This is a genomic window from Bacillus sp. FSL W8-1127, assembly GCF_038006725.1.
GTDB classification, from domain to species: Bacteria; Bacillota; Bacilli; order Bacillales; family DSM-4216; genus Bacillus_O; species Bacillus_O smithii.
In genome coordinates, this window is record NZ_JBBOVU010000001.1 from 1,037,718 (window position 1) to 1,062,034 (window position 24,317).

At 36.5% G+C, this 24,317-nt stretch carries 19 protein-coding genes and 4 pseudogenes; 17 read left to right on the top strand and 6 right to left on the bottom strand.

Annotation, left to right across the window (positions count from 1 at the left end):
- Positions 1 to 216 precede the first annotated feature (216 nt).
- The 13 genes from NST12_RS04965 (at position 217) to NST12_RS05030 (ending at position 13,505) form a co-directional block, all read left to right on the top strand.
- Complete coding sequence (locus NST12_RS04965) at positions 217 to 348, top strand: subtilosin A family bacteriocin (RefSeq protein WP_048622935.1); 132 nt, start codon at positions 217 to 219, stop codon at positions 346 to 348.
- Positions 349 to 513: 165 nt separating this feature from the next.
- Positions 514 to 1,857, top strand: coding sequence for a subtilosin maturase AlbA (locus tag NST12_RS04970; RefSeq protein ID WP_048622936.1), 1,344 nt, complete (start codon positions 514 to 516; stop codon positions 1,855 to 1,857).
- 11 nt (positions 1,858 to 1,868) lie between these two features.
- The gene (locus NST12_RS04975) at positions 1,869 to 2,048 is read left to right on the top strand and encodes a hypothetical protein (protein ID WP_048622937.1); all 180 of its coding nucleotides are present in this window, start codon (positions 1,869 to 1,871) and stop codon (positions 2,046 to 2,048) included.
- Positions 2,045 to 2,767, top strand: a complete 723-nt coding sequence (locus NST12_RS04980; RefSeq protein ID WP_048622938.1) for an ATP-binding cassette domain-containing protein — start codon at positions 2,045 to 2,047, stop codon at positions 2,765 to 2,767. Before NST12_RS04975 ends, NST12_RS04980 begins: the two co-directional genes overlap by 4 nt.
- Complete coding sequence (locus NST12_RS04985; RefSeq protein ID WP_341100458.1) at positions 2,760 to 4,040, top strand: bacteriocin biosynthesis protein AlbD; 1,281 nt, start codon at positions 2,760 to 2,762, stop codon at positions 4,038 to 4,040. The genes NST12_RS04980 and NST12_RS04985 overlap by 8 nt, the downstream gene beginning before the upstream one ends.
- Positions 4,033 to 5,250 carry an insulinase family protein gene (locus NST12_RS04990; RefSeq protein WP_328203340.1) on the top strand — a complete coding sequence of 406 codons (1,218 nt, stop codon included), beginning with the start codon at positions 4,033 to 4,035 and terminating at the stop codon, positions 5,248 to 5,250. Before NST12_RS04985 ends, NST12_RS04990 begins: the two co-directional genes overlap by 8 nt.
- Positions 5,237 to 6,505, top strand: a complete 1,269-nt coding sequence (locus NST12_RS04995) for an insulinase family protein (RefSeq protein ID WP_328203343.1) — start codon at positions 5,237 to 5,239, stop codon at positions 6,503 to 6,505. Before NST12_RS04990 ends, NST12_RS04995 begins: the two co-directional genes overlap by 14 nt.
- Before the next feature lie 1,171 nt (positions 6,506 to 7,676).
- Complete coding sequence (locus tag NST12_RS05005) at positions 7,677 to 8,114, top strand: Rrf2 family transcriptional regulator (RefSeq protein WP_048622943.1); 438 nt, start codon at positions 7,677 to 7,679, stop codon at positions 8,112 to 8,114.
- Between the two features lie 100 nt (positions 8,115 to 8,214).
- Positions 8,215 to 8,853 carry an NAD(P)-dependent oxidoreductase gene (locus NST12_RS05010; RefSeq protein WP_048624403.1) on the top strand — a complete coding sequence of 213 codons (639 nt, stop codon included), beginning with the start codon at positions 8,215 to 8,217 and terminating at the stop codon, positions 8,851 to 8,853.
- Positions 8,854 to 9,424: 571 nt separating this feature from the next.
- The gene (locus NST12_RS05015; protein ID WP_003354191.1) at positions 9,425 to 10,552 is read left to right on the top strand and encodes an ABC transporter ATP-binding protein; all 1,128 of its coding nucleotides are present in this window, start codon (positions 9,425 to 9,427) and stop codon (positions 10,550 to 10,552) included.
- Positions 10,549 to 11,352 carry an ABC transporter permease gene (locus NST12_RS05020; RefSeq protein WP_341100463.1) on the top strand — a complete coding sequence of 268 codons (804 nt, stop codon included), beginning with the start codon at positions 10,549 to 10,551 and terminating at the stop codon, positions 11,350 to 11,352. Before NST12_RS05015 ends, NST12_RS05020 begins: the two co-directional genes overlap by 4 nt.
- Before the next feature lie 65 nt (positions 11,353 to 11,417).
- Positions 11,418 to 12,461, top strand: a complete 1,044-nt coding sequence (locus tag NST12_RS05025; protein WP_048622401.1) for an IS30 family transposase — start codon at positions 11,418 to 11,420, stop codon at positions 12,459 to 12,461.
- 234 nt (positions 12,462 to 12,695) lie between these two features.
- A complete protein-coding gene (locus NST12_RS05030; RefSeq protein ID WP_341100465.1) occupies positions 12,696 to 13,505 on the top strand; it encodes a glycine betaine ABC transporter substrate-binding protein in 810 nt (269 codons plus the stop codon).
- Between the two features lie 119 nt (positions 13,506 to 13,624).
- Here NST12_RS05030 and NST12_RS05035 read toward each other — a convergent pair.
- The 5 genes and pseudogenes from NST12_RS05035 to NST12_RS05055 all read right to left on the bottom strand — a co-directional run bounded on the left by NST12_RS05035 (position 13,625) and on the right by NST12_RS05055 (position 19,682).
- A pseudogene (locus tag NST12_RS05035) lies at positions 13,625 to 14,841 on the bottom strand (cytochrome P450).
- Positions 14,842 to 15,286: 445 nt separating this feature from the next.
- Positions 15,287 to 16,542, bottom strand: a pseudogene (locus NST12_RS05040) (MFS transporter).
- A 296-nt stretch (positions 16,543 to 16,838) separates the two neighbouring features.
- Complete coding sequence (locus tag NST12_RS05045) at positions 16,839 to 17,882, bottom strand: IS30 family transposase (RefSeq protein WP_048622401.1); 1,044 nt, start codon at positions 17,880 to 17,882, stop codon at positions 16,839 to 16,841.
- A 472-nt stretch (positions 17,883 to 18,354) separates the two neighbouring features.
- Positions 18,355 to 19,026: a hypothetical protein gene (locus NST12_RS05050; RefSeq protein WP_341100467.1), complete on the bottom strand. Its 672-nt coding sequence runs from the start codon at positions 19,024 to 19,026 to the stop codon at positions 18,355 to 18,357.
- Positions 19,017 to 19,682, bottom strand: coding sequence for an alkaline phosphatase family protein (locus NST12_RS05055; protein WP_341100469.1), 666 nt, complete (start codon positions 19,680 to 19,682; stop codon positions 19,017 to 19,019). Before NST12_RS05055 ends, NST12_RS05050 begins: the two co-directional genes overlap by 10 nt.
- Positions 19,683 to 20,228: 546 nt before the next feature.
- On the opposite strand from NST12_RS05055, the pseudogene NST12_RS05060 reads away from it, so the two are divergent.
- The 4 genes and pseudogenes from NST12_RS05060 to NST12_RS05075 form a co-directional block, all read left to right on the top strand.
- Positions 20,229 to 20,666: pseudogene (locus NST12_RS05060) on the top strand (class II aldolase/adducin family protein); the annotation flags it as partial.
- 336 nt (positions 20,667 to 21,002) lie between these two features.
- Positions 21,003 to 21,239, top strand: coding sequence for an aldehyde dehydrogenase family protein (locus NST12_RS05065; RefSeq protein WP_174521021.1), 237 nt, complete (start codon positions 21,003 to 21,005; stop codon positions 21,237 to 21,239).
- A 22-nt stretch (positions 21,240 to 21,261) separates the two neighbouring features.
- Positions 21,262 to 22,155 (top strand): annotated as a pseudogene (locus NST12_RS05070) (aldehyde dehydrogenase family protein).
- A complete protein-coding gene (locus tag NST12_RS05075; RefSeq protein WP_244878044.1) occupies positions 22,094 to 22,333 on the top strand; it encodes an oxidoreductase in 240 nt (79 codons plus the stop codon). Before NST12_RS05070 ends, NST12_RS05075 begins: the two are co-directional and overlap by 62 nt.
- Before the next feature lie 126 nt (positions 22,334 to 22,459).
- Here NST12_RS05075 and NST12_RS05080 read toward each other — a convergent pair whose 3' ends face one another.
- Positions 22,460 to 23,992: a glycine betaine uptake BCCT transporter gene (locus NST12_RS05080; RefSeq protein WP_341100472.1), complete on the bottom strand. Its 1,533-nt coding sequence runs from the start codon at positions 23,990 to 23,992 to the stop codon at positions 22,460 to 22,462.
- Between the last annotated feature and the right edge of the window lie 325 nt (positions 23,993 to 24,317).

Below are 24,317 nucleotides of genomic sequence, written 5' to 3' on the forward strand. Positions count from 1 at the left end.
TGTAACAATTTAACTCTACCAGTCTGTTCTATCCCGCTTGATATGAATACATTTTATTATTTTTTGCATCATCAATACGTTGTTAACAGAAAAGTCAAACATCATTAACAGATTTTTCAAATTATTATATTGAATTAACAATTTTGGTAATTTACCATTAAATTGTACCCGGGTATTACTGAAATTAACTAATATAACAAAAGGAGGAAATGTGTTATGAAAAGGGGAGTAATTGTAGAGAACAAAGGATGCTCAGCATGTTCCATTGGTGCATTATGTCTAGCTGATGGACCGGTACCTGATTTTGAGGTTGCTGCTATTTCTGGTACTTTCGGGCTTGTGGGGTAAAATTTTAGGGGATTGTTCCAAATAGGTGTCAAGCCTTCACAATGAATAAAATATTTAATTTACCAGTTCATGCATTTGTTAAGGCTCAGACATCATTGGGACGCCCCCCTTGTAAATTGTACAATACAGAATATAAAAATAAATTTTTTATAAGGAGGGATGGAAATGGCCTTAAAAAATAAATATCCCTATATAGGGGATCATATAAGAATTCATAAACTACCATCAGGCGGTGTTCTTGAAATCGATTATTTAAGAGAAGATGTTTCCGCTTCGGATTTTGAGTATCTAGATTTAAATCAAACTGCTTATGAGATTTGCATGCGTATGGATGGCACCAAAACGATTGAAGAAATCTTACAAGCACAATGTGATAAATACAATGAAAATATACATGACCATGAGGGATGGTATTATGATATGATCCATATGCTTTTGAAAAAGCAAGTTATAAAAATAATGGATCAGGCTAAATACAAACTTATACAAGTAAGCGGAAGCAATGAATATCCAATGCCATTACATGCTACATTTGAACTAACACACAAATGTAATTTAAAATGTGAACATTGTTATCTAGAAAGTTCCCCTCAAGCACAAGGGACAATTTCTTTAGAAAAATTTAAGAAAGTTACAGATATGTTATATAAAAACGGTGTACTAACCTGTGAAATTACCGGTGGGGAAGTATTTGTCCATCCAAAAGCAAACGAGATTCTAGCATATGCATTAAACAAATTTAAAAAGGTAGCGATCTTAACAAATGGAACATTATTAAGGAAAGAAAGTGCAGATCTTTTAATAAAATATAAACATAAGATCATTGTGGGCATTTCCTTAGATAGTGTCCGGCCGGAAGTACATAATCGTTTCAGGGGAAAAAAGCATGCCTTTGAACAGACTTGTAAAACGATTAAGTTACTCAGCGATAATGGCATTTTTGTTCGAGTTGCTATGTCTGTTTTTGAAGATAATATGTGGGAAATACGTGAAATGGCCAGTTTAGTAAAAGAACTGGGAGCTAAGTTATTTACTTATAATTGGGTGAATGATTTTGGTAGAGGAAAAAATATAGAACTTCCCACTGTGAACGCAAATGTATATCAAAAGTTCTTATCCTATGAAAAGGAACTACTTGAAGAATTCAAAGATTTAATTCCGATTATTCCATATGAAAGAAAAAGGGTAAGTAATTGTGGAGCTGGATGGCGTTCTATAGTGGTAGATCCATATGGCAATGTTCGGCCATGTGCCTTATTTCCGAAAACATTCTCTTTAGGAAATATTTTAACAGATTCATATGAAAATATATTTAAATCGCCAATTGTCCACAAATTATGGAAATTACAGTCTCCCAAATTTAGTGAACATTGTAAGAAAGGCTGTCCTTTTAATGGATATTGTGGAGGCTGCTATTTGAAAGGATTAAATGCTAACAAACATCATCGTACAAATACTTGTTCTTGGGCAAAAAATGAGAATCTGGAGGATATTCTCCAGCTTGTTTAGGAGGGTTTTTCATGTCAGAAAATCGACAAAATCGCGGAAGTCAACGGAGGGTATTTCAATATATTATTTCATTGATCTTTTTTGCGGCAGCTATTACTTATTTCGTAAAAGGTAATTGGGGTTTAGCCGTTTTCTCTCTAATCATAGCCATTGTGTTTGTCGTTCGAGCAACAAAGGATGTGAAACGATGAATCCTATTTTAGACATTCAACATCTATCCGTATGGTATGAAAAAAACAACTTTGTTTTGGAGGATATCAATCTTTCTTTGAAGCAGGGGTATGTTTACGGATTGCTAGGAGTCAATGGCGCTGGAAAAACAACTTTGTTAAATACTTTAACCGGAATAAATCGTTCTTTTAGTGGCTTTTTTAAAATGGATGATATAAAAGTGGAGCCTGATGCAAAATTACATCAATGGCATGAATCTAAAAAAAAACGATATTTTGCCGCTGATTATCCAATGCTGTTCACAGAGATGTCTGCTCGTGAATATGTTAAATTCGTTCATAAGCTTTATCAAAAAATATATAAAGAAGAAGAATTTCTTCAATTAGCTGAAGAGTTTCATTTTACGAAATATGTTAGCCGACGTATTTCTGAATTATCGCTTGGAAATCGACAAAAGGTTGTTCTAATAACAGGTCTGTTGCTGAGAGTTCCTCTTTTTATTCTCGATGAACCACTTGTCGGTTTAGATGTAGAGTCCATAGAAGTATTTCATCAAAAAATGAAAAAGTATTGTAAGAATGGAGGAACTATTCTCTTTTCATCCCATCTTCTTGAAATCGTAAAGAGGTTTTGTGACTATGCAATTATTTTGCATAATAAGAAAATCCTTTCTGTAGTAAAAATAAATGAAAATTTAGATTTACATAAGGAATTTTTTGAGGTAATCCGAAATGACTGATTTCTTGCTCATCTTTCATTTATTCATTAAACAGTACTATGGAAAATATAAGAGAAAAGATTTCATCCAAACAATAATTGGTCTTGGCATTCTTGTTCTATTTGAAATTGGTTTAATCAAACAGGCGCATTTAAACGAAAGTATTTTATTAAAAGGTTATATTGTGGGAGCTCTTCTTTTTATAAACGTATATATCACTTCTCTATCTGTAAATACGCAGTGGAAAGAAAAATTTATGGATGTCATTTGCATCATGCCTATTCGGCCACGTGTTTTTTGGACTTCGCAAATACTTTTTCTTTATATTGATATGTGTTTAAGAAGAACATTGTTTTTCATTATACTCCCTATTGTTTTATTTGTTGACCACCATCTATCTGCAAACGATTTATTGGTTTGGTTATGCAAATTTTTGTTTTTAACCATATATTCTATTGTGATTGGCATTGCATTAGGAAATTTGTTGAATAGAAAACAAACACTGTATATGTTCTCTCATATTGCAGCTCTGCTGCTTGTGTTTTGCTCCATGTACCGTTTGCCAATATTGTATATATTGGTATGCATCATCCATATAGGCTGGGTGATCGTTGTAGATTTTCCAAAATTCTTGCAGGTTTCCAACCAGTCTGATAAAAATTCAAAATCACGACATATCGAATTTTCCTTTTATAAAAGGGAATGGAACAGATTTCTTTCATCTAAAGCAATGATTTTAAACTATGTCGTAATGGTTGCTTTTATTGTTTTCTTCTCCTATAACCTAATGAAATTAAAAATGGTTGGATCGGCTACGGTTTTTTTCATTGCTGTTGCATTATTGTTAACCTGTTCACCAATTGCATTGCTTTATTCGATTGAAAAACATAATAGAAAACTATTATTAGCATTGCCTATTAAGAAATGGTCACTATTTTGGCAGAAATATGCTTTCTACATAGGATTGCTGCTGACTGGATATGTTTCAATTATCTTAGTTTTTTCCATATTATTTAAAACACTTAATTCATTTTGGAGTATAGCTCAATGTGTAGAATTGCTTCTAGCGGGAGCATTTATCCGTCTAAAAGCAGATGAATATAGACCAAATTTCGATTGGGAGACAGAACAAAAATTATGGAGTGACTTTAAGAAATACCGGTCGTATTTTTATTGTTTCCCTCTGTTTTTGCCAGCAATAGTTGGAACTTTTTTTTCTCTAATATCCATCCCGATCCTGACGATATTCATTTGGTATATGCTAAACAAGCAAGAAGGTGATTTTATTGGATAAGATACAATTAGATAAAGAGTGGAAAATCAGTTTGTTTCCGACAAAAAAATTTTCAACTGTGTCTATTGCAGTCTATTTCTATGATAAGCTTCAGGACTCAGTAAAGTTTGAAGAAAATACTCTATTTTTTTATTGGTTTAGTTCCTTGAAAAAGAAAATACTGGTTGAAAAGTTTGGTTTTGATGTTGCTGAACGATTTGTTTGCTCGACAAGCCTTTTTTTTAATAATCAGCTTAAAACATATGGAACAAGAATCATTCATCCTAAGTATTCTGACTGTTATGATCAAGATTTAGAAAACATTGTTGATGAACTTGTTAATGTTTTGATTCATACGAAGGATTTAACAGAGGATTTAATGAGAAAAGCTAAGCAAGATCTAATTGCAAAAATCCAAAGACAATTTGCAAATCCGTTCGCATATTCTACGGCTCGTCTTTTGGAAACTGCCTTTCAAAATAAAAGGTACGGAACAGATGTTTTCGGTAACATAGATATTTATCAAAATCTTGATTTCTCTTTTTTGCGAAAAGCAGAGGAATATCTGGATTTTCTCCAACAACAAGACAAACATATTTTTATTTTGGGGAATCTCCGTTTAAATGGATCGACATTTCAAAAAGAAGACAGATTTCTTCATTCTAAACCAGTAATAGTCAATAGCAATTTTTACGAAACTGAGGTTCGAAAAGATTCTATCAACCAGACGATTATTACGTTAGGATTTTCTTGTGTCAATATAGAATGTTTTCAAGATTATTTAAACATGCAATTAATTGACGGGATGCTTGGTAAATATGGTCATTCCAAATTATTTGAAAGATTAAGGAAAAAAAATATAGCACCTTATCATGTTATAAGTCGTTACGATATGATGTGCAACGTCCTACTTGTCTCTGTCTGCGTACCTTGTAAATACGAAAAACAAACAGTAGATGAAATGATAGAAAATATATTAAGATTTGAAATCGATTCTGCCTACTTAGAAAAGACAAAACAGTTTTTTAAGAATGAAGTCTTTTATTTGCTTGATACACCTGAAGGGACAGTGTCCTATTTAAATATGATAAAAACATTCGCTGTTTCACTAGATGATATTGAACTAGAACTCTCAAAAATTACATGTGAAAGCTTATCCAATTTTTTTTGTGATAATGTGGAATACATTGGTGCACATGTTTTAAGGGGGAGTAAAATTGGGGAAATTTGATTTTTTTCATAAATTAGAGTCTATGACAGAAAAAGCGTTTTTAAGAAACAAATTGACTATCTATCGAATAAAATATCCGAATTCATATATGAGATTGGTTAACATTCAAGTGAACTTTGGAAGCAGAGATTATATGCTAAAATCGCAGAATAATATCCAATATTTACCTTATGGTACAGCCCATTTTCTTGAACATCTAATGTTTTGGAAAGGCAATCATAATGTGTATGAGGATTTCTTTAAAAGAAATGCAATTTTAAATGCATTTACCACATATACAGATACAAATTTCATGTTCAATACAAGGCCTGAGTTTGTTTCTGAAAATTTAGAGGAATTGTTTTCGATTTTAAACCAGCACCAACTGAATGATGCAATAGTTGAGCAGGAAAAGCGAGTTATAAAGAATGAAATCGACACAGCCAAAATGGATCAATGGGTAGACAAACATTATAGAATGCTGCACTTATTGTGCAATGGATCCCCTGTAAGTATATACCCGGCGGGTAATCACAGTGATATAGATTCGCTGACAACGAAAGAATTAAAAACTGCTTATCAAACATTTTATCAACCGAAAAATATGAAATTATTTATAATAGGCGGAAGAGAAGAGTTAGATGATATAATTTCTCATAAACTTGAAAGCTATGAAAATAATCAGGAGCATTGCAGCTTAAGCAGACATTTGGAACCCCATTGCGACTTGCTTTCAAAGGATGTTTTTCAAAATTATAAAAGCAACATAGGAATCTCGGGATTTATGATAGGAGTTCTACTGCCCCGTTCCAAAGACAATGAACTATTGTTAAAACAGAAGGTATACTGGGAAATTTTTTTGCGGGCTTTATTCCACATAGGTTCTCCCTTTATTCAGGAGCTGCAGAAATCTAACAAAATATTTCTTCAAAATCTAGCAATGCATACCCATTTTACTGAAGATGTAAGTTTTATAATATTGGATTTACAAGGCGAGAAGTCAGAAATATTGTTTGAAGCATGGAATGCTAATATTCTGAATGACAGGAAAAAGGTATCTCAATGGCTTTCCTATGGAAAAGAAGTTTTCTTAAATAAAATTATTTATGAGAGTGATTATTTACGAAAGCTATTTGATTGGATTTCTGACTATGCGTACTATGATTGCTCTCTTTTAAAGGTATATCAAATCGTTGAAAACATGCGGGATGATGATTTTTTACGACTGATGCACTTTTTTATTGAAGCGAAAAAAGTTTATATCTCATATACATAGAGGTGGTAAAGTTTGAAAATAAAGAAAGAGACCCTTATAGTCATTGCGTCCCTGATGTTTTTGTATATGTTATTAGAATATATTGGATTAATTCAACATGCGGTTAAAATGGTAGCTTTCTATTTTCAGTTTTTGAAGAATGATTATTTAATAATTTTATCACTAGCTTTATGCACTTCTATTGTACTTTTACCTGCTTCTTTATATTTATATAGCCTTCAAAAGTCTATAAAAAAGATGACAGAATCTTTTCGAATCATTCAACAAGAGCATGAAAACTGCTGCCGTCCACATGAACAATATTACTGTGAAAAATATTTTCTAGACTTGCAAAATTTACGCAGAAATTATAAAAATGTCAACCAAACCATCGCGATAGGAGCAATCTTATATCAAGTAGCAGTGTTCGGCTTTTTCATTAGCATTGTTAATCACATACAATTTGATGATCATTCATTTATGATTATTGGATCGATCCCATATATAAAATGGCTATTATTGTTTATTTTAATGATTATCCTTGCAACTCAATTTAGGACATACCTGATAAAAATGTTAAAAAAACAACGGAATATGCAAAAGATTTTAAGTTTAGCTTTCTTCATGATAAGTATATCCTGGTTAACTACGTTTCGACCCAGTGAAATTATATTTCTTATAGCCTTACTGCTCATTCAGCTAACTGGCAGCATTTTGTTAAATAAATGGAGTCATTTCTATAGTAAGGGAAAGTCTTCATTAGTCCATTAGGACATATTTGACATTCGGCAATTGAAAATTAGAAATGGTATATATGAGTTGCTGAGTACACGTGTATTGAGCTTTAATGAGCCTTTCCCTGCAGGAACGCGTCTAAACGAACGAGTCCCCACCTCTGCCGAAACAGTCGAAATAGTGTTGCTCATTTTCGTCTGTTTTTTTAAAATTTTTTCGGCAAATGAAATCACTTTTTTCTGTTGGTTTAAGCAAAAAATCTCTTTCTTGTAATCAACGGTTCACTGTTAATTCTACCAATTGGGAAGCAACATGGCTCTTTTCTTATTTTGGACTTAACTCTACTTAAGAATGCTTAAGTTTACTTTTCTATTAAAATTTGGAAATAAAAACCTATTGGTTGACACAATCGCCATGTTGTATTTATAATGGTTACAACGACGATGGAGGGACAATCATGAAGAGAATCAGCAGCCGTTTTTCAGTGGCGGTGCACATCTTGTTGTTGGTGCATCGGTATCCTATGCTTACTTCTGAAGAAATTGCGGGCAGTGTGAATACAAATCCAGCTTTCATCCGAAAAATCCAATCGAAATTAAAAAAAGCGGGATTGATTGATGTGCGGCCCGGTGTGGGTGGCACTTATCTTTTAAAGGATGTCGATGACATTACGTTGCTGGATGTTTATCATGCTGTTGAGGTAGTAGAACAGAATGAACTGTTTCATTTTCACGAACATCCTAATCCGAATTGTGAAGTCGGAGCGCATGTGGAATCGGTTTTTCGTTCCCATGTAAGGAAAGCCCAATTAGCCATGGAAAAAGAACTGGCACGAACCACTTTAAAGGAATTAACGGAAGAACTGGGGAAAAAAATTAGCGCTGATTCATGCTAATTTTTTTAATTAAGTTGTATCCAAATTGTTTACATCTAAAGTTTGACCTTCATCGTTGGAATAAAGAAAAACAAAAAACGACTTGAAAGGAGAAAATATAATGAAAATTGGTATTATTGGGGCAGCTGGAAAAGCAGGGAACCTTATTTTGAAAGAAGCTTTAAATCGAGGCCATGATGTGACAGCCATTGTTAGAAATGCATCGAAAGTGAAAGAAAATGTGAGCGTGATTGAAAAAGATCTTTTTGATCTTACTACAGAAGATTTGAAAGCATATGATGTCGTTGTCAATGCATTTGCTGCACCCATTGGACAAGAACATCTTTATATTGATGCAACCAACGCTTTGATTGAAGTTTTGAAAAACGCTCCGAATACAAGATTAATAGTGATCGGCGGCGCAGGTAGCTTATATGTAGATGAAGAAAAAACCACTCCATTATACAAAACTCCTGATTTCCCGGACTTTATTTATCCTACTGCTGAAAACGCAGCAAAAAGTCTTGAAATTTTGCAGCAAACGGATTCTATTAAATGGACGTTTATCAGCCCGGCTGCTGAATTTGACTATGAAGGGAAAAGAACAGGCAGCTATCAAAAAGGAAAAGATCATTTGATTTTCAATTCCAAAGGAAAAAGTTATGTAAGTTATGCTGATTTTGCCATTGCGCTTGTAGATGAAATTGAAAATCCGCAACATATCAATGAAAGATTTACGGTAGTTTCGGAATCTGAATAATCAGGGTTAATGTTTGCATTTGAAATAAGAAGTTTGGAAATAGACAATCGATCATCATTAAAGAGTCTGTCCCAACAAAGGACAGGCGCCAATTTGCATTTCTTCCCTCGATGCACATCAATCAAGCTCAGCACCAATTCTTCAAGAGAAGCATACAAATGCAAAAAATAGGTGGAAGAATGGGCAGACCACAAGCAAATGACAATGGACAGTGAATGAAAGCGGGAGAATGGCCGCAAATGGCGACTGGTGGTGCTATTACTGTTTTGTTTTTTAATCCCGATCAAGAAAGTCCGCTGTGATGATTCTTCATTGTCTTAAATAGGCTCCCCTATTCATTGCAAGTGCCCTTGTCATTCAGACCACTCCAATTCCAATCTCGATGATGTTGATTTGATCAAAAATTTGAAATAGGCGCTCTTTCGAAAAAGATTCATGACAATTTCATACATGCGGACCATACGAATGTCGAAAAATAATAGCAACTGGTTTTCGTGAATGGGGGAACAGCAAAAAATTTGTCGTTTAATCTACCTGTTAGAAGGGTATAGAAAAAGGGGAGGTGTTGTTGTTGATTGAATTTAAGAATGTGACAAAGAAGTATGAGGACGGTTTTGTCGCCATTAAAAACCTTAACTTGACCGTTCATGACCACGAATTGTTTGTGTTGATTGGTCCTAGCGGCAGCGGGAAAACGACGACGATGAAAATGATGAATCGTTTGATTGAGCCTACAAGCGGTGAGATTTTCATCAATGGCGAAAACATTGCAAAGAAAAATCCGGTGAAGCTGAGGAGAAATATTGGCTATGTCATTCAGCAAATCGGATTAATGCCGCATATGACCATTCGCGAAAATGTAGCTCTCGTTCCAAAGCTAAAAAAATGGGACGAAAAACGCTACATGAAAAAAGTGGATGAATTAATTGAAATGGTTGGTTTAGATCCTAAGGAAGTGGGGGACCGTTATCCGGATGAATTATCGGGCGGGCAGCAACAAAGAATTGGTGTAATACGGGCATTGGCTGCCGATCCTGAAGTGATTTTAATGGATGAACCGTTCAGCGCCCTCGATCCAATCAGTCGTGAACAATTGCAAGAGGAGCTGACCAGACTTCAGCAAGAATTAAAAAAAACGATTGTCTTTGTGACTCACGACATGGATGAAGCGATCAAAATCGGGGATCGCATCTGTCTCATGAAAGATGGAGAAATTGTTCAATTAGATCGGCCAGAGGTCATTTTACGCCACCCTGCCAATGAATTTGTCCGCCAATTTATTGGAGAGGAACGTTTGCAAGATGCCTCTAATATACCTGATTTAGAAGAATTGATGATTCCGCCCATTACAGCTTATCCGACAAGAGGATTAGCGGAAGCGTTAAAATATATGCGCAACAAACGGGTAGACCATTTGGTGATAGTCGATCGATACAATCAATATTACGGCGTCGTGAATATTTGGGATATGAGAAAAGCTTATAAAGATGAACAATTGCATCTTATTGATATCGTTCAGAAGGACTTTCCTACTTTGAAAACCAGCGATTCTCCAGAAAAAGCACTGCAAATGGTGAACGAATCCAAAACGGGATTTGTACCTGTTTTAGATGAAAAAAATAAAGTGAAAGGGATCATAAATCGCTCAAGCATTGTCAGTTATGTTGTCAGTCAATTGGCGATGAATAAAGGAGAGTGATTTGCATTAATAGTCTTTGGAAAGAAACAGCAGATGTATTTGTAAACAAATGGAATGACATTGGGAGACTGTTATTAGAGCACATGTATTTGTCGCTAGTGGCGATTGCGCTTGCCATTATCATTGCTGTCCCACTAGGGATCTATTTAACAAGGCATAAAAAGTTGGCCGATCCTATCATGGGCATCGCCTCGGCCATACAAACGATACCAAGTCTGGCTTTGTTAGTATTTTTAGTTCCCTTTATTGGAACCGGAAAGCCGCCCGCTATTGTAGCATTGACGATATACGGACTTCTTCCCATACTTCGCAATACGTATTTAGGAATATTAGGGGTAAATCGCAGTATCGTTGAAGCTGGTATAGGAATGGGAATGACCAGCAGACAAGTATTATGGATCGTTCAATTGCCTCTCGCCCTAAGTGTTATCATGGGAGGAATCCGTACAGCAGCCGTATTGGTCATTGGTGTAGCGACGATGGCAGGTTTAATTGGAGCTGGCGGATTAGGTGATTTCATTTTTAGAGGATTGCAAACATATAATTCCGCTCTTATTTTAGCCGGTGCTATTCCTTCAGCGATTATTGCGATTGTATTTGACCAAATATTAAAACGAGTTGAAAATCGAGCAAAACCTGGAATAAAAAGAAAAAAATGGTCGAAAGGCGCCAAAATTTCTCTTGTTTCCATTCTAGTCCTTGTGATTGCAGCCGTATCAGGGTTCGGAATTTATCAATCAAAACAAAAAGAAAATACAATGGCTAGTTGTATAATCAAATGCAACAAGCATAAAAAATGAAAAACCATAGATAAACCACGTATGATTAAGTCGACTAAAACAATATCGATACGGAGGATTTATCTATGGCAATTACTAATTCTACCATAGGAGCTCGGCATTTCAAACACTTAACGGCTTATGACCGTGGGAAAATTGCGGCCTTACACGCTGCTGGTAAGACTCAACAGGAGATTGCAGATTATGTTGGTTGTCACAAAAGCACCATCTCCCGTGAGTTAAGAAGAGGTACAGTGCCACAAAGAAAAAGCAACGGGAAAATTGTTCATGTCTATTTTCCAGACACAGGTCAACTTCTCTATGAGAGAAACAGGAAAGCCTGTGGCCGCAAGCTAAAACTAGACGATGCCATCGAGTTTATTAAGTATGCCGAAACTCAGATCCTTGATAAGAAATGGTCTCCTGATGCGGTATGTGGGAGAGCCAAACGTGATGGGAAATTCAAAGACAAAATGGTTTGCACCAAGACCCTTTATAACTATATTGATCTAGGACTTATAGGCGTTAAAAACATTGACCTACCTATGAAAATTACCCTGAACACCAAGAAAAAACGTAACCGGAAGAATAAGAAGATCTTAGGACGCAGTATCGATGAGCGACCAATTGAAGTCAATGAACGCCAAGAGTTTGGTCACTGGGAAATTGATACGGTTATAGGCAAGAAGACTAAAGATCAGGCCTTATTGACTCTTACTGAGCGCAAAACCCGTAAAGAAATAATTTTGAGAGTGACAGCCAAGGATAGTCTATCCGTTTCAGAAGTCATATCTCAGTTGAAAGTGTCTTATGGTAATCGGTTCTCTAAAGTGTTTAAAACCATTACGGCTGATAACGGTTCTGAATTTGCTGACCTCGGCCTTAGTGTTGAAAAAGATCTAACAGAGGTTTATTTTACACACCCTTACACATCCTGTGAACGAGGAACCAACGAGCGTCATAATGGCCTTATTAGGCGCTTCATACCAAAGGGGAGACCCATTTCCTCTGTGGCAGACGAAACCATTACCTATGTTGAAAATTGGTGTAACCATCTTCCAAGGAAGATCCTCAATTATCGTACACCTGAGGAGTGTTTCCAAATAGAGTTAGCTGGCTTAGCTTCTTAACCTTAAGCCAGCTAACCCAAAGGGTTGGTTTTTAGCAACTTGACAAAGAGCCTCTGCGGGCATGGCTACCAGCCATGAAGCCAGGTATACGGTACTGGCTGGGCCAACCAGGCTACCATGCCCGCCACTCCACGTCAAGTCGCGCAGAGTGTCCCGATTCTACTTAATCATGGGTTATCTGGTCTTTCAATACTTGTTGCATTTAATATTGCAATTTAAAAAGAAAATACAATTGTGATTACGGGAAAAAATTTTACGGAACAAGAAATTTTGGTTCATATGTATGGAAAATTGATAGAAGATCGCACCAATTTGCATGTTCAATATAAGTCTTTTATTAGCGGAACGGTGCCGGTATTTGAAGGAATGCGAAAGGGCGATTATGATTTAGCTGTTGAATACACTGGAACTGGGTTGATGAACATCCTAAAAGAAAAAATCCATACAACAGATCCAAATGAAGTCTATCATCATGTAAAACAACAGTATGAGAAAAAGTATCATTTAATCTGGTTAAAACCAATTGGATTTAATAATACGTATTCACTTACCATTCGCAATGAGGATGCGAAAAAATGGAATGTAAAAACCATTTCGGATCTTGCGAAAAAAGCACCCCAATTAACTCTTGCTTCCGATCCTGAATTTTTAGAACGAAAAGATGGATATCCTGGTTTACAAAAGAAATATGGAATTAAGTTTAAAAATACCATGTCCATGGATCCGGGAATTATGTATAGTGCTTTAAAAAATCATAAAGTAGATGTTATTGATGCTTTTACAACTGACGGACGCATACCAGCATTCCATTTATATGTGTTAAAAGATGATAAACATCAATTTCCTCCTTATAATGCAGCACCAGTTATACGCGAAGAAGTACTGAAAAAACATCCGGAATTGGAAAAAGTGATTAATTTACTTGCAGGAAAGATCACAAATGAAAAAATGCAGCAGTTAAATGCAGAAGTAGATTTGAAAAAGAAAGATTATGATGACGTGGCTGAACAATTTTTAAAGGAGGAGGGGCTGATTCAAAAGTAATCCTCTTATGAGAAAAAATGTAGAGAGGAATGAAAATGGGGCCTATCATAAGTCGGTTAAACCGGCTTATGAGAGGGCCTTTTAAGTTGATTCACAACTGGATAAAAAATGCTATAAAATTAGAGACTAAATTGTATTGGGAAACTTTTCACGCCAAATACAAATGGACTTTGAATGGGCTCAAGTTCTGTATGTTTTGCTAGTTCTAGTTTAGAGAAAGTGGTTAATAATACAGAAAGAGCAACTTTTGCTTCCAGTCGAGCTAAAGGAGCGCCTAAACAAAAATGGATGCCATATCCAAAACCTAAATGTGGATTTGGGTGGCGTTCCAGCATAAAACGATCCGGTTGTTCAAACTTTTGCTCATCCCGATTAGCTGCCGCTACCCAGCTAATCACTTGAGATCCCTTGCGAATCGTATGGCCTCCAATTTCGACATCTGCCGTCGCAGTACGTCCAATTGCTTGGATTGGAGGATAGAATCGAAGAGTTTCTTCAATTAAGTTGGGAACCAAAGAAAAATTTTTTCGGACTGTTTCTTGAGTATTTGTATCTTCTACCATATATCGAACAGCATTCACAATGAGATTCGTTGTCGTTTCATTACCCGCGACTAATAATAAAATACAGAATTTGAGCAACTCTTCTTCCTTTAGTCTTTCTCCGTCCACTTCTGCTGCCAATAATAAAGAAATTAAATCATCTTTTGGGCTTCTTTGTCGCTCCTGTATGATTTCTTTAAAATAGTCATTCAGAAACTTGGCTCCTTCACGTCTTCTTTTCATCATCATATTAAAGGCCTCGTCCGAATCATCCTCGGCTCCAGACACAAGAATATCAGAATAGTTTTTAAAAAGTTCCCTGTCTTTTGCCGGGACTCCCAATATTTCCGCAATGATAATGACGGGAAGCGGAGCGGCAAAATCACGAATCATTTCCAATGTTTCTTTTTCCTTTGCTTGGTCCAACAGGGAGGTTGTAACGTCCTGAATTCGTTGAGAGAGCTCGTTGACAGCTTTGGGAGTAAACGTTTTATTAATAAGATTTCTCATTTTTGTATGTTTGGGCGGATCCATTATCAATATACTGTTTCTTTTGTCGCCGATCCCACGATTAGAGGAAAATAATGCAGGATTTTTTAAGATGAAATGAACATCTTCGTATCGAAATACATCCCAACATTCTCGAATGGGGTCATATCTTACCGGTGTTTTTTTCGCAAAGTGTTATAAATAGTAAAAGGAAACAACTGATCTTGTACAGATTGAATCTCTTTCATAGGAATCAGATTTGCGTAACGTTTTGTTTCGTAGGAGGTTTTCTTTGCAGTGGCCATGATTTCATCTCTCCTTTAATTTTTATCGGGAATATTCGCCAGTAATGTTTTTCCTTTTTACCATAACATTCTAAAAAATTACTATCAACAGACATATTATGCAAAAAATGTCAATCAATCAAAATGCCTAAAAATTTGGTTTTGATCCATATCTCCTATTGGTCTTTCTACTTACCATGGTGGAGGTTGGTTCCATTTGCATAACGTTTATGGCGCTTTTTTGCGTTCCAACTAAAATCTATCAAGTTGAACCACTATAAATTTAGTTAGTCTATATGACAGCCAATAAAGGAAGGAAAAAGAGGATTTACTTGAAATGTAATATAGAAGTTGAGGGATTTTAAAAACGAAAGATATATAATGAAACTTTTATTCAGCGGTATGAAGGAATGAATATAATCTCATCTTAATAGTCGTAGTTTTACTTACGTGCTTCTTGGTTTCTTCAATTGGAAACATTGGTATCAGGAACGTGGGCAAGAATGATCATGCCAATGATGAAGAGAATAACAAGGCTAAACACACCTGCATTGGTGTTTCCTGTGAGCTGTGCTGTGAAACTGACTAATAATGGACCTAAAATAGAAGCAAACTTTCCGAAGATGTTATAAAATCCGAAAAATTCATTGGCGTTCTTTTTGGGAACAAGCTTCGCAAAATATGAGCGACTTAACGATTGAATGCCTCCTTGAGAGCTCGCAACAAGCATCGCTAATATCCAGAAGTCCAACGTTGTTTTTAAGAAGTAGGCATAGATGCAAACGATGATATAGACGAAAATGCCTGCATAAAGCATCTTTTTCTCTGTGAATTTTTCGGCCAATCTCCCGAACAGAATGGCAAACGGAGCAGCAACGACTTGGGTGACAAACAAAATCACTAACAGATCGGAAGAACGGATGCCTAAATCCGTTCCATACGCTGTGGACATCGTAATGACGGTACCGACACCGTCAATATAGAAAAAATACGCGAGTAAGAATAAAAACAGAGTGCGGTACTTTTTGATTTCTTTTAGTGTTTTCAGAAGCCGTTTAAAGCTCTCTGCAATGGGATTCGCTTCACGTTGAATATAAAAGGCTGCCGGACGTTTCGAAACATCGGTATGGTGAATAATCCCCACCAGATGGCGGTCATAAGGAAGGCTATTTTGCTTGCAGATGCGGTGGAAAGCGGAATTATTTTACTTTGAGCTAAAATAATGATCGCGATGCTTACGATAAACGGGATTGTGCTGCCGATATAGCCAAAGCTAAAGCCGCGAGCAGATACACGATTCATGCGTTTATCTGTGGTTACGTCGACAAGAAAAGCATCATAAAACACAGTGGCCCCGTTCGATCCGATGGCAGACAGGGTATAAATGATTAACAAGATAAGCCATTGATCACTTGGGATAAAAGCCAATAAAGCCGTAAAGGATACACCTAGGGCAAAAAAGAACGCAAAAAACCGTTTCTTCAATCCTTGATAATCGGCAATGGTCCCTAAAATAGGCCCTAACATGGCTATAATAAAGGTGAAAATGGAGATGGTGTAGCCTAAGTAAGCCGTAGAATCAGCAGCGCTGACGCCGGCATTTTGGGCAGCCGCTTTATAATATAAAGGAAAGACAGCTGTCGTAATGATAAGAGAATAAGCAGAGCTTGCCCAATCATAGAAAACCCAGCTGTTCTCTTCTGTTGTAAACTTTTTCATCATTTTGCCCCCCAAGTAAGCCCTACCTATCTCACATTTTACTTAAAAATTCGTTTGAAAAGACATAAGATTTAAAATTTTTAAATTGCAATATTAAATGCAACAAGTATTGAAAGACCAGATAACCCATGATTAAGTAGAATCGGGACACTCTGCGCGACTTGACGTGGAGTGGCGGGCATGGTAGCCTGGTTGGCCCAGCCAGTACCGTATACCTGGCTTCATGGCTGGTAGCCATGCCCGCAGAGGCTCTTTGTCAAGTTGCTAAAAACCAACCCTTTGGGTTAGCTGGCTTAAGGTTAAGAAGCTAAGCCAGCTAACTCTATTTGGAAACACTCCTCAGGTGTACGATAATTGAGGATCTTCCTTGGAAGATGGTTACACCAATTTTCAACATAGGTAATGGTTTCGTCTGCCACAGAGGAAATGGGTCTCCCCTTTGGTATGAAGCGCCTAATAAGGCCATTATGACGCTCGTTGGTTCCTCGTTCACAGGATGTGTAAGGGTGTGTAAAATAAACCTCTGTTAGATCTTTTTCAACACTAAGGCCGAGGTCAGCAAATTCAGAACCGTTATCAGCCGTAATGGTTTTAAACACTTTAGAGAACCGATTACCATAAGACACTTTCAACTGAGATATGACTTCTGAAACGGATAGACTATCCTTGGCTGTCACTCTCAAAATTATTTCTTTACGGGTTTTGCGCTCAGTAAGAGTCAATAAGGCCTGATCTTTAGTCTTCTTGCCTATAACCGTATCAATTTCCCAGTGACCAAACTCTTGGCGTTCATTGACTTCAATTGGTCGCTCATCGATACTGCGTCCTAAGATCTTCTTATTCTTCCGGTTACGTTTTTTCTTGGTGTTCAGGGTAATTTTCATAGGTAGGTCAATGTTTTTAACGCCTATAAGTCCTAGATCAATATAGTTATAAAGGGTCTTGGTGCAAACCATTTTGTCTTTGAATTTCCCATCACGTTTGGCTCTCCCACATACCGCATCAGGAGACCATTTCTTATCAAGGATCTGAGTTTCGGCATACTTAATAAACTCGATGGCATCGTCTAGTTTTAGCTTGCGGCCACAGGCTTTCCTGTTTCTCTCATAGAGAAGTTGACCTGTGTCTGGAAAATAGACATGAACAATTTTCCCGTTGCTTTTTCTTTGTGGCACTGTACCTCTTCTTAACTCACGGGAGATGGTGCTTTTGTGACAACCAACATAATCTGCAATCTCCTGTTGAGTCTTACCAGCAGCGTGTAAGGCCGCAATTTTCCCACGGTCATAAGCCGTTAAGTGTTTGAAATGCCGAGCTCCTATGGTAGAATTAGTAATTGCCATAGATAAATCCTCCGTATCGATATTGTTTTAGTCGACTTAATCATACGTGGTTTATCTATGGTTTTTCATTTTTTATGCTTGTTGCATTTGATTATACAACTAGCCAAGATTTAAAATTTAACATTCTTTACAAAAAAATAAATTTTTTAATTTGGGATTCCCCTGTGTTGCTGACAAAATGTAAAAAAACTCCAATGTAAATGTTATCAATGGAATATAATTCTAACCTTTGAGATGTGATTATTGCCTTAAAGTGTGGAGATGTCAATGTTGTTCCAGGAATATACAGTAAAAAAACAGATTTCTCTAAAACATACTTATTTTAATGGAGCTATCTACCTCCAGAATGAAAAAGAGAATGTGCCGAAAGTAGTTATGTTATGGCGGTAAGAAAAAGAAATACGGAACTCTTAAATTTTTTGAATGATATGATATTAAAATTTCGAGAAACAGGTAAGATTCAAAAAAATATCTAGGAAACCGAAACTTGTTTGTGTAACGAACCGTGTGCGGCTCCGCCAATATGGGTAGGAGATTTTTCGCTAATGAATTCGTGCTCCGGTTTTGCATCAACAATCAGATATCGTCCATTGTGGGAATGAAAAGAACTATAAAGGCGGGCAAGGGCATCCGGATAATTTCCGTATTGGATGTCATTTTCCTTTATCGCCAGATCCAAGATCGAAGCGTCCCCTTCCAACGTCCAAGACTGGTTATACGGATCCGTAAATTTGCCGTTAGGGCGGAATTGAAAGGTATCTTTCGCTTTTTCATTCGCCACATGAATCCAATCATTTTCTTTCCACGCAATAAAACCAATCCTTGAATCGTGTTTTAATTTAGAAGCAATCTCAGAAAAAGAAATGTTGTGATCCAATGTGTAGATAAAAGCCATCCGCTCATTCACAGCAAGGACAATTTGATCATTTTCCTTGATGGGTTCACCCAATTTAGAAATTCGGTAATTCTGTAATAAGGAGTTTAATGAAATGAGGGATTGGTTTTTGTCTTTTCCAATTGGGGATTGACCGCTGTCTCCCATGACAATCCACACTGCTTTTTTGAGCGCTTCGTCCCACGAGTCATAAGAATTTAAAATGTTTTGAAGCTGTTTATCGGCTTTTTCAATTCCCTTTATAGCCATTGGTCCATTTTATGAACAGTATGGTCATTGCTTGGCAAATAGGCAATTGTAAAAGCAGGAAGTTTCTTTTTTTGAATCAGGTATTTGACTTCTTGTGCGGAAAAGTGATCATTAAATCCAACATTTTGCCAGAAATGGTTATAACGGTTGTTCGGATCAAATTGTGAAAACCGTCCGAACGAAAACAAGATCGGTCCATTTGTCTTTAATTGTTTAGGCAATAAACGAAAGAAGGAAATAGGTTTTGGAACGTCAAGAGTTTGCTCATAATCGCCGCGGTATATAAGACCGTTAATCGAAGCAGAATGTTTTTTATTCTTTTCCAACTCTTCATGAATCGTTGTAACCAATTTGCTTAAATGTTGATTATTTAAATGATACAAAATGTCTTTTAAAACCTGTTTGGTACCAAGAGCAACAATTTCTTTTTTTCCGCTGCCATAATTGACAATCCGTTTTTCTTTTTCGTCATACCAGACGAGCCCGGGGATATTATGATGGTCCGGATACGTTCCGGTCAGCAATGTACTGTCGATCGTGACGGACATGGTGGGATAGGAACTAACCACATTTGGGTAATACTGTCCATTCCGTATAAGAAATTCAAGTGCCGGAACCCGTTTTTCTTTCATCGCTTTCTGTAAAGGTTCATCCATCAAAGAGTCAATCATTAAGAAAATGACAGGTCTTTTAGGCTGTGTAACCTGGTTTTCAACTTTTGTAAAATTGGAGTTAGAGGAGTTGTTTGAAAACAAGAAAAATAATAGGAGAATCAATCCAGTTACCGATAGTATTAAAGTGATTATTTTCAAAGTGACTCAACCCTTTTTATAGTTATCTGTTTCGTTTAATTCAAGTTATAGTATGGCAAATGACAACCTAACTATTCGTTTACGGGACAATCAACGTTTGGATACACTTCCTAATTTTGTTTTAAGGAAAAAGGCAGCTGTCAAAAAAAGCTGCATAGTAAAAAAACCTTTTGAGTAAATTATTTTTTACCTATTCCTTTTTCTTATGGGATGTATATATCGCTTTATGTATAAATATAAGAAAGGAGTTTTTCAAAACAGTCATGGTGCAAATGATAAAGGATATTGTGGAAGAAATAAGAAAAATGATCGTGGCATTAGTTGAATTTGATTATGAAGAGGCTTTAGAAGAAATGAACAAAAATTAATGGTTTTTAACATCATAAAAACCACGATGATAAAAGCTTTTGGATGACAGTGGAATTAATAAAGCTGATATGCGGATGATTGGGTGGGATATTTTGTTTATAAAGGGATTTAATCCCGAGAAAACCACGATGGAAATTAGTGTGCCGCCTAATATTTTCTCCCAAAAGGGCTTCGGTTGATGCGATTGAGCATTGGATGATCTATAAAGAGCATCCAAGTGTAGGTGCCATCGTTCACATACATGCTTGGATGGATAGAGTACAGGCATCCGAAATTAATTACCCCTGTGGTACCATTCAATTAGCTGAAACGGTAGCCGATTTAGTAAGGAAGGCAGATGATCCATCTAGAGCTATCATCGGGCTAAAAAATCATGGTCTTACGATTACAGGTCATAATTTGGATGACATTTTTGATCGAATTGAAGGACGAGTTGTTTCACAAGTTCCAATGTCGTAGATGACTATCATATTAAGGCTCCATAAGAAGTGTCTTCTGATGTTTAATGATATTCATTTCTATTTCTTTTACTTATAACAATGGGAGGGTTTCAATAGATAAAAATAAAACATTTCCAAGAAAGCCTCTGAGGTATAAGGCTTCTTCCTTTGATAATAAGAAAAGCTGGTGTATAATGAGTGTCACCTAAGTTAGGAATATTGTGATTTTAACCAATATTCCTACTAGCACAAACTCAACATAGAAACACACCGAAAGGAAGATAGGACATGTATGAACAATGGAATAAACAATTTATAAATGGTCAATGGAGAGAGGGAAAAGGTAAAACCGTTTATGCAGATAAAAATCCATATAACTGAAGAAACCCTAGTTGAGATTCGATTGGCTAGTGTTGAGGATATTGATGAAGCTTATCGTTCGGCTCAAAAAGCGCAACAAGAATGGAAACAGGTCAATGCTTACCAAAAGGTAGCCATCATGAAGAAAGCGATAGAATTGGTGAAAGAACGAAGAGAAGAATTGGTGAAAATTTTAGTGGAAGAAAACGACCCATACAAAAGCGAATATTGAAATTGATGCAGCAATCGGCATTATGAAAGAAGCCGCAACATTTCCTCTTCGTATGCAGGGAAAAATCATGCCCTCTGTGATTCCGGGAAAAGAAAATCGAATTTATCTCGACCCTGCAGGAGTGGTAGGGATTATTAGTCCTTTTAACTTTCCGTTTCATTTAACCATGCGCTCTCTTGCTCCAGCCTTGGCAGCAGGGAATGGCGTTGTGCTAAAGCTGGATTTGCAAACGATGATTTCTGGCGGATTGTTTATAGGCAAATTTTTTGAGGATGCAGGAATTCCGAAAGGGTTGCTCAATATCGCTGTTTGTAGTTCTTCAGAAATTAAAGATGCTTTTGTCGAACATCCTATCCCTCAGATTATTTCGTTTACAGGTTCCACACGTGTGGGACGCCATATTGGGGAACTTTGCGGAAGACATCTTAAACGTGTGGCATTGGAACTGGGCTGAAATGACGCCATGATTGTACTGAAAGATGCGGATGTTGAAAGAGCTGCTAGTTCTGCGGCATTTGGCAAATTTCTAAACAGTGGACAAATATGTATGGCCTTGAATCGGATCATTGTCGAACGCCCGGTATATGATGCATTTATAAAAGCTTTTGTGGATAAAGCCTCTCAAATTAAATATGGAGACCCAAGAAAGAAAGATGTAGTGGTAGGTCCACTTATTAACCATAAACAAGTAGAGGTGATCCAAAATTTAATTGACCAAAGCATTGAACAAGGGGCACGATACGCTTTACGAGGAAAAGTTGAGGGGAATGTCATTGCTCCTACGATCCTTTCAGATGTGGCATGGACCCCTGCATTTTCTGATGGAGAAGGAAAAGAAAATGGTGGTCCTACCCTTGCTGGCATTAGCAAAGAAATATGGCCAATTGCCTGTAATGGCCAATGGGAATCTTCATGATCCTGAAAAAACAAATGAAATGATCGAAAAAGGAGAAGCGGATGTCGTTACCATTGGTCGTGATGCCCTTGCAAATAGTGATTGGGTGAACAAAGTGAAAAACGGTGAAACGTTGAAAGAATTTGTACCAGAAAAATTTTTACACCCAAATGCCAAAATAAAGGATTTTGAAACCTAATATGATCATTGGCAGGAAAATAGTATAAAAGAATCAAAAAGGAAACTGGGGTAGGAAACCCAGCTTCCTTATTATCTGAATTGACCAAGGTTCCTTAAACAGATAGGAACGATAATCGGAAAAAATTTAAGAGGTTTTTTGTTTTGGTGTTTCAACCGAATTTTGATACTGTTTTTTTTCTTTTATTGTAGAATATTCCTGACTAAAAGATTTGACTAGTCCATAACACATAAACAGAAGAATAATCGCTAGCGGTAAAGCACTCACAATAATGGCGGCCTGCATACCAACTAGACCCCCTGTCCATAGTAAAATTGCAGAAACTGCAGCTAAAATGATTCCCCAAGTAAATGTAACGAGGAAAGGAGGGTTTAAACTTCCATTCGTCGTTTGCATTCCAAGAACAAATGTAGCGGAATCAGCGGATGTAACAAAAAAGATCATAATTAGAATGACTGAAAGGACGGAAAGAAGTCCTCCAAAAGGCATTTGTTGTAATACAAAAAATAAAGAAGTTTCTAAACTTTGTTTTGCAACATCTAATCCTTTTATAAAATCATAGTAAATGCCAGTTCCACCCATTACTCCAAACCATAGTGAACAAACCAAACTTGGGACGATTAATACTCCAATAATAAATTCACGAACCGTACGTCCTTTGGATACACGAGCAATAAAAGTTCCAACGAATGGCGTCCATGAAATCCACCAAGCCCAGTAAAAAATTGTCCAGTCTTTTACCCATTGATTGTGTTGTGAATTAAATGGTGCAAAACGCAATCCCATGCTTGGCAGATTTTGAAGATATGCACCGAAAGTTGTGGTGAATAACTCTATTAAATATTGTGACGGGCCTATGAATAGGATAGATAGAAACAAGATAACTGCCAAGATCATATTTATGTTGCTTAAATATTTAATTCCCTTTGAAACTCCTGTCGCTGCAGAGGTTATAAAAAGGAAAGTTGTGATCATAATAATAATCAATTGAACTTTAAAGTTAATAGGTAATCCAAGTAAATAGTGCAATCCACTATTGATTTGTGCTGCCCCTAACCCTAAAGATGCAGCAACACCAAATACAGTAGCAAATACTGACACAATATCCACTATATATCCAATTGGACCGTTGACTTTATTGCCAAGTAGAGGATATAAAGTTGCACTCATTAAACCGGGAGAATTTTTTCGGAATTTATAATAAGCCAAGGCAAGCGCTACGACTGCATAGATGGCCCATGCATGAAAACCCCAGTGCAGATACGTATATTGTAAGCCTATTTTTGCAGATTCAGCTGTTTGAGATTTTCCAAATGGAGGATTTGCATAATGTGAGATGGGCTCTGACACTCCATAAAATAAAAGTCCAATTCCCATTCCAGCACCAAATAACATAGCAAACCATGAGGGAGTACTAAATTCAGGTTTTTCGTCTTGTTTTCCAAGTTTAATATTTCCAAAACGACTAAAAGCTAGGAGTAAAGAAAAAATTAAAAAGAAAGTAGCCGTATATTCATAGAACCAGCCAAAACGGTCAAGTAAATAACTTTGTACTGTTGTCATCACACGTATTAAATTGTCTGGAGTGACGACTCCCCAAAGGACAAAAAAAACTCCAATGATCAGCGAAATCCAAAAAATGTTTGTTGTTTTCTTCACGATCTTCCCCCTTTAAAAAATTCAAAATGAAATAAGACAAATTAAAAGTTATTGTTTATTTTTAACATCACCCCTTTATTATTGTAAACATACTTTCTATCATAATTCAAATCTACTTGGCTGTTTAACAATATACTAAACGGCAAATAAGAGAATTCGTTCGACTGAATATATATATCACCACGCTTCTTGACAGGGACTTCTATGGCCATGATTTTGTGGAAAAAGAGAAAATTACATCATTTTGCAGGAAAGCGGCTGTCATGACCACCACTCCGTATCAAGTTATAGTTATAGAGATGTAGGATGTAATGGCCAAAACTGT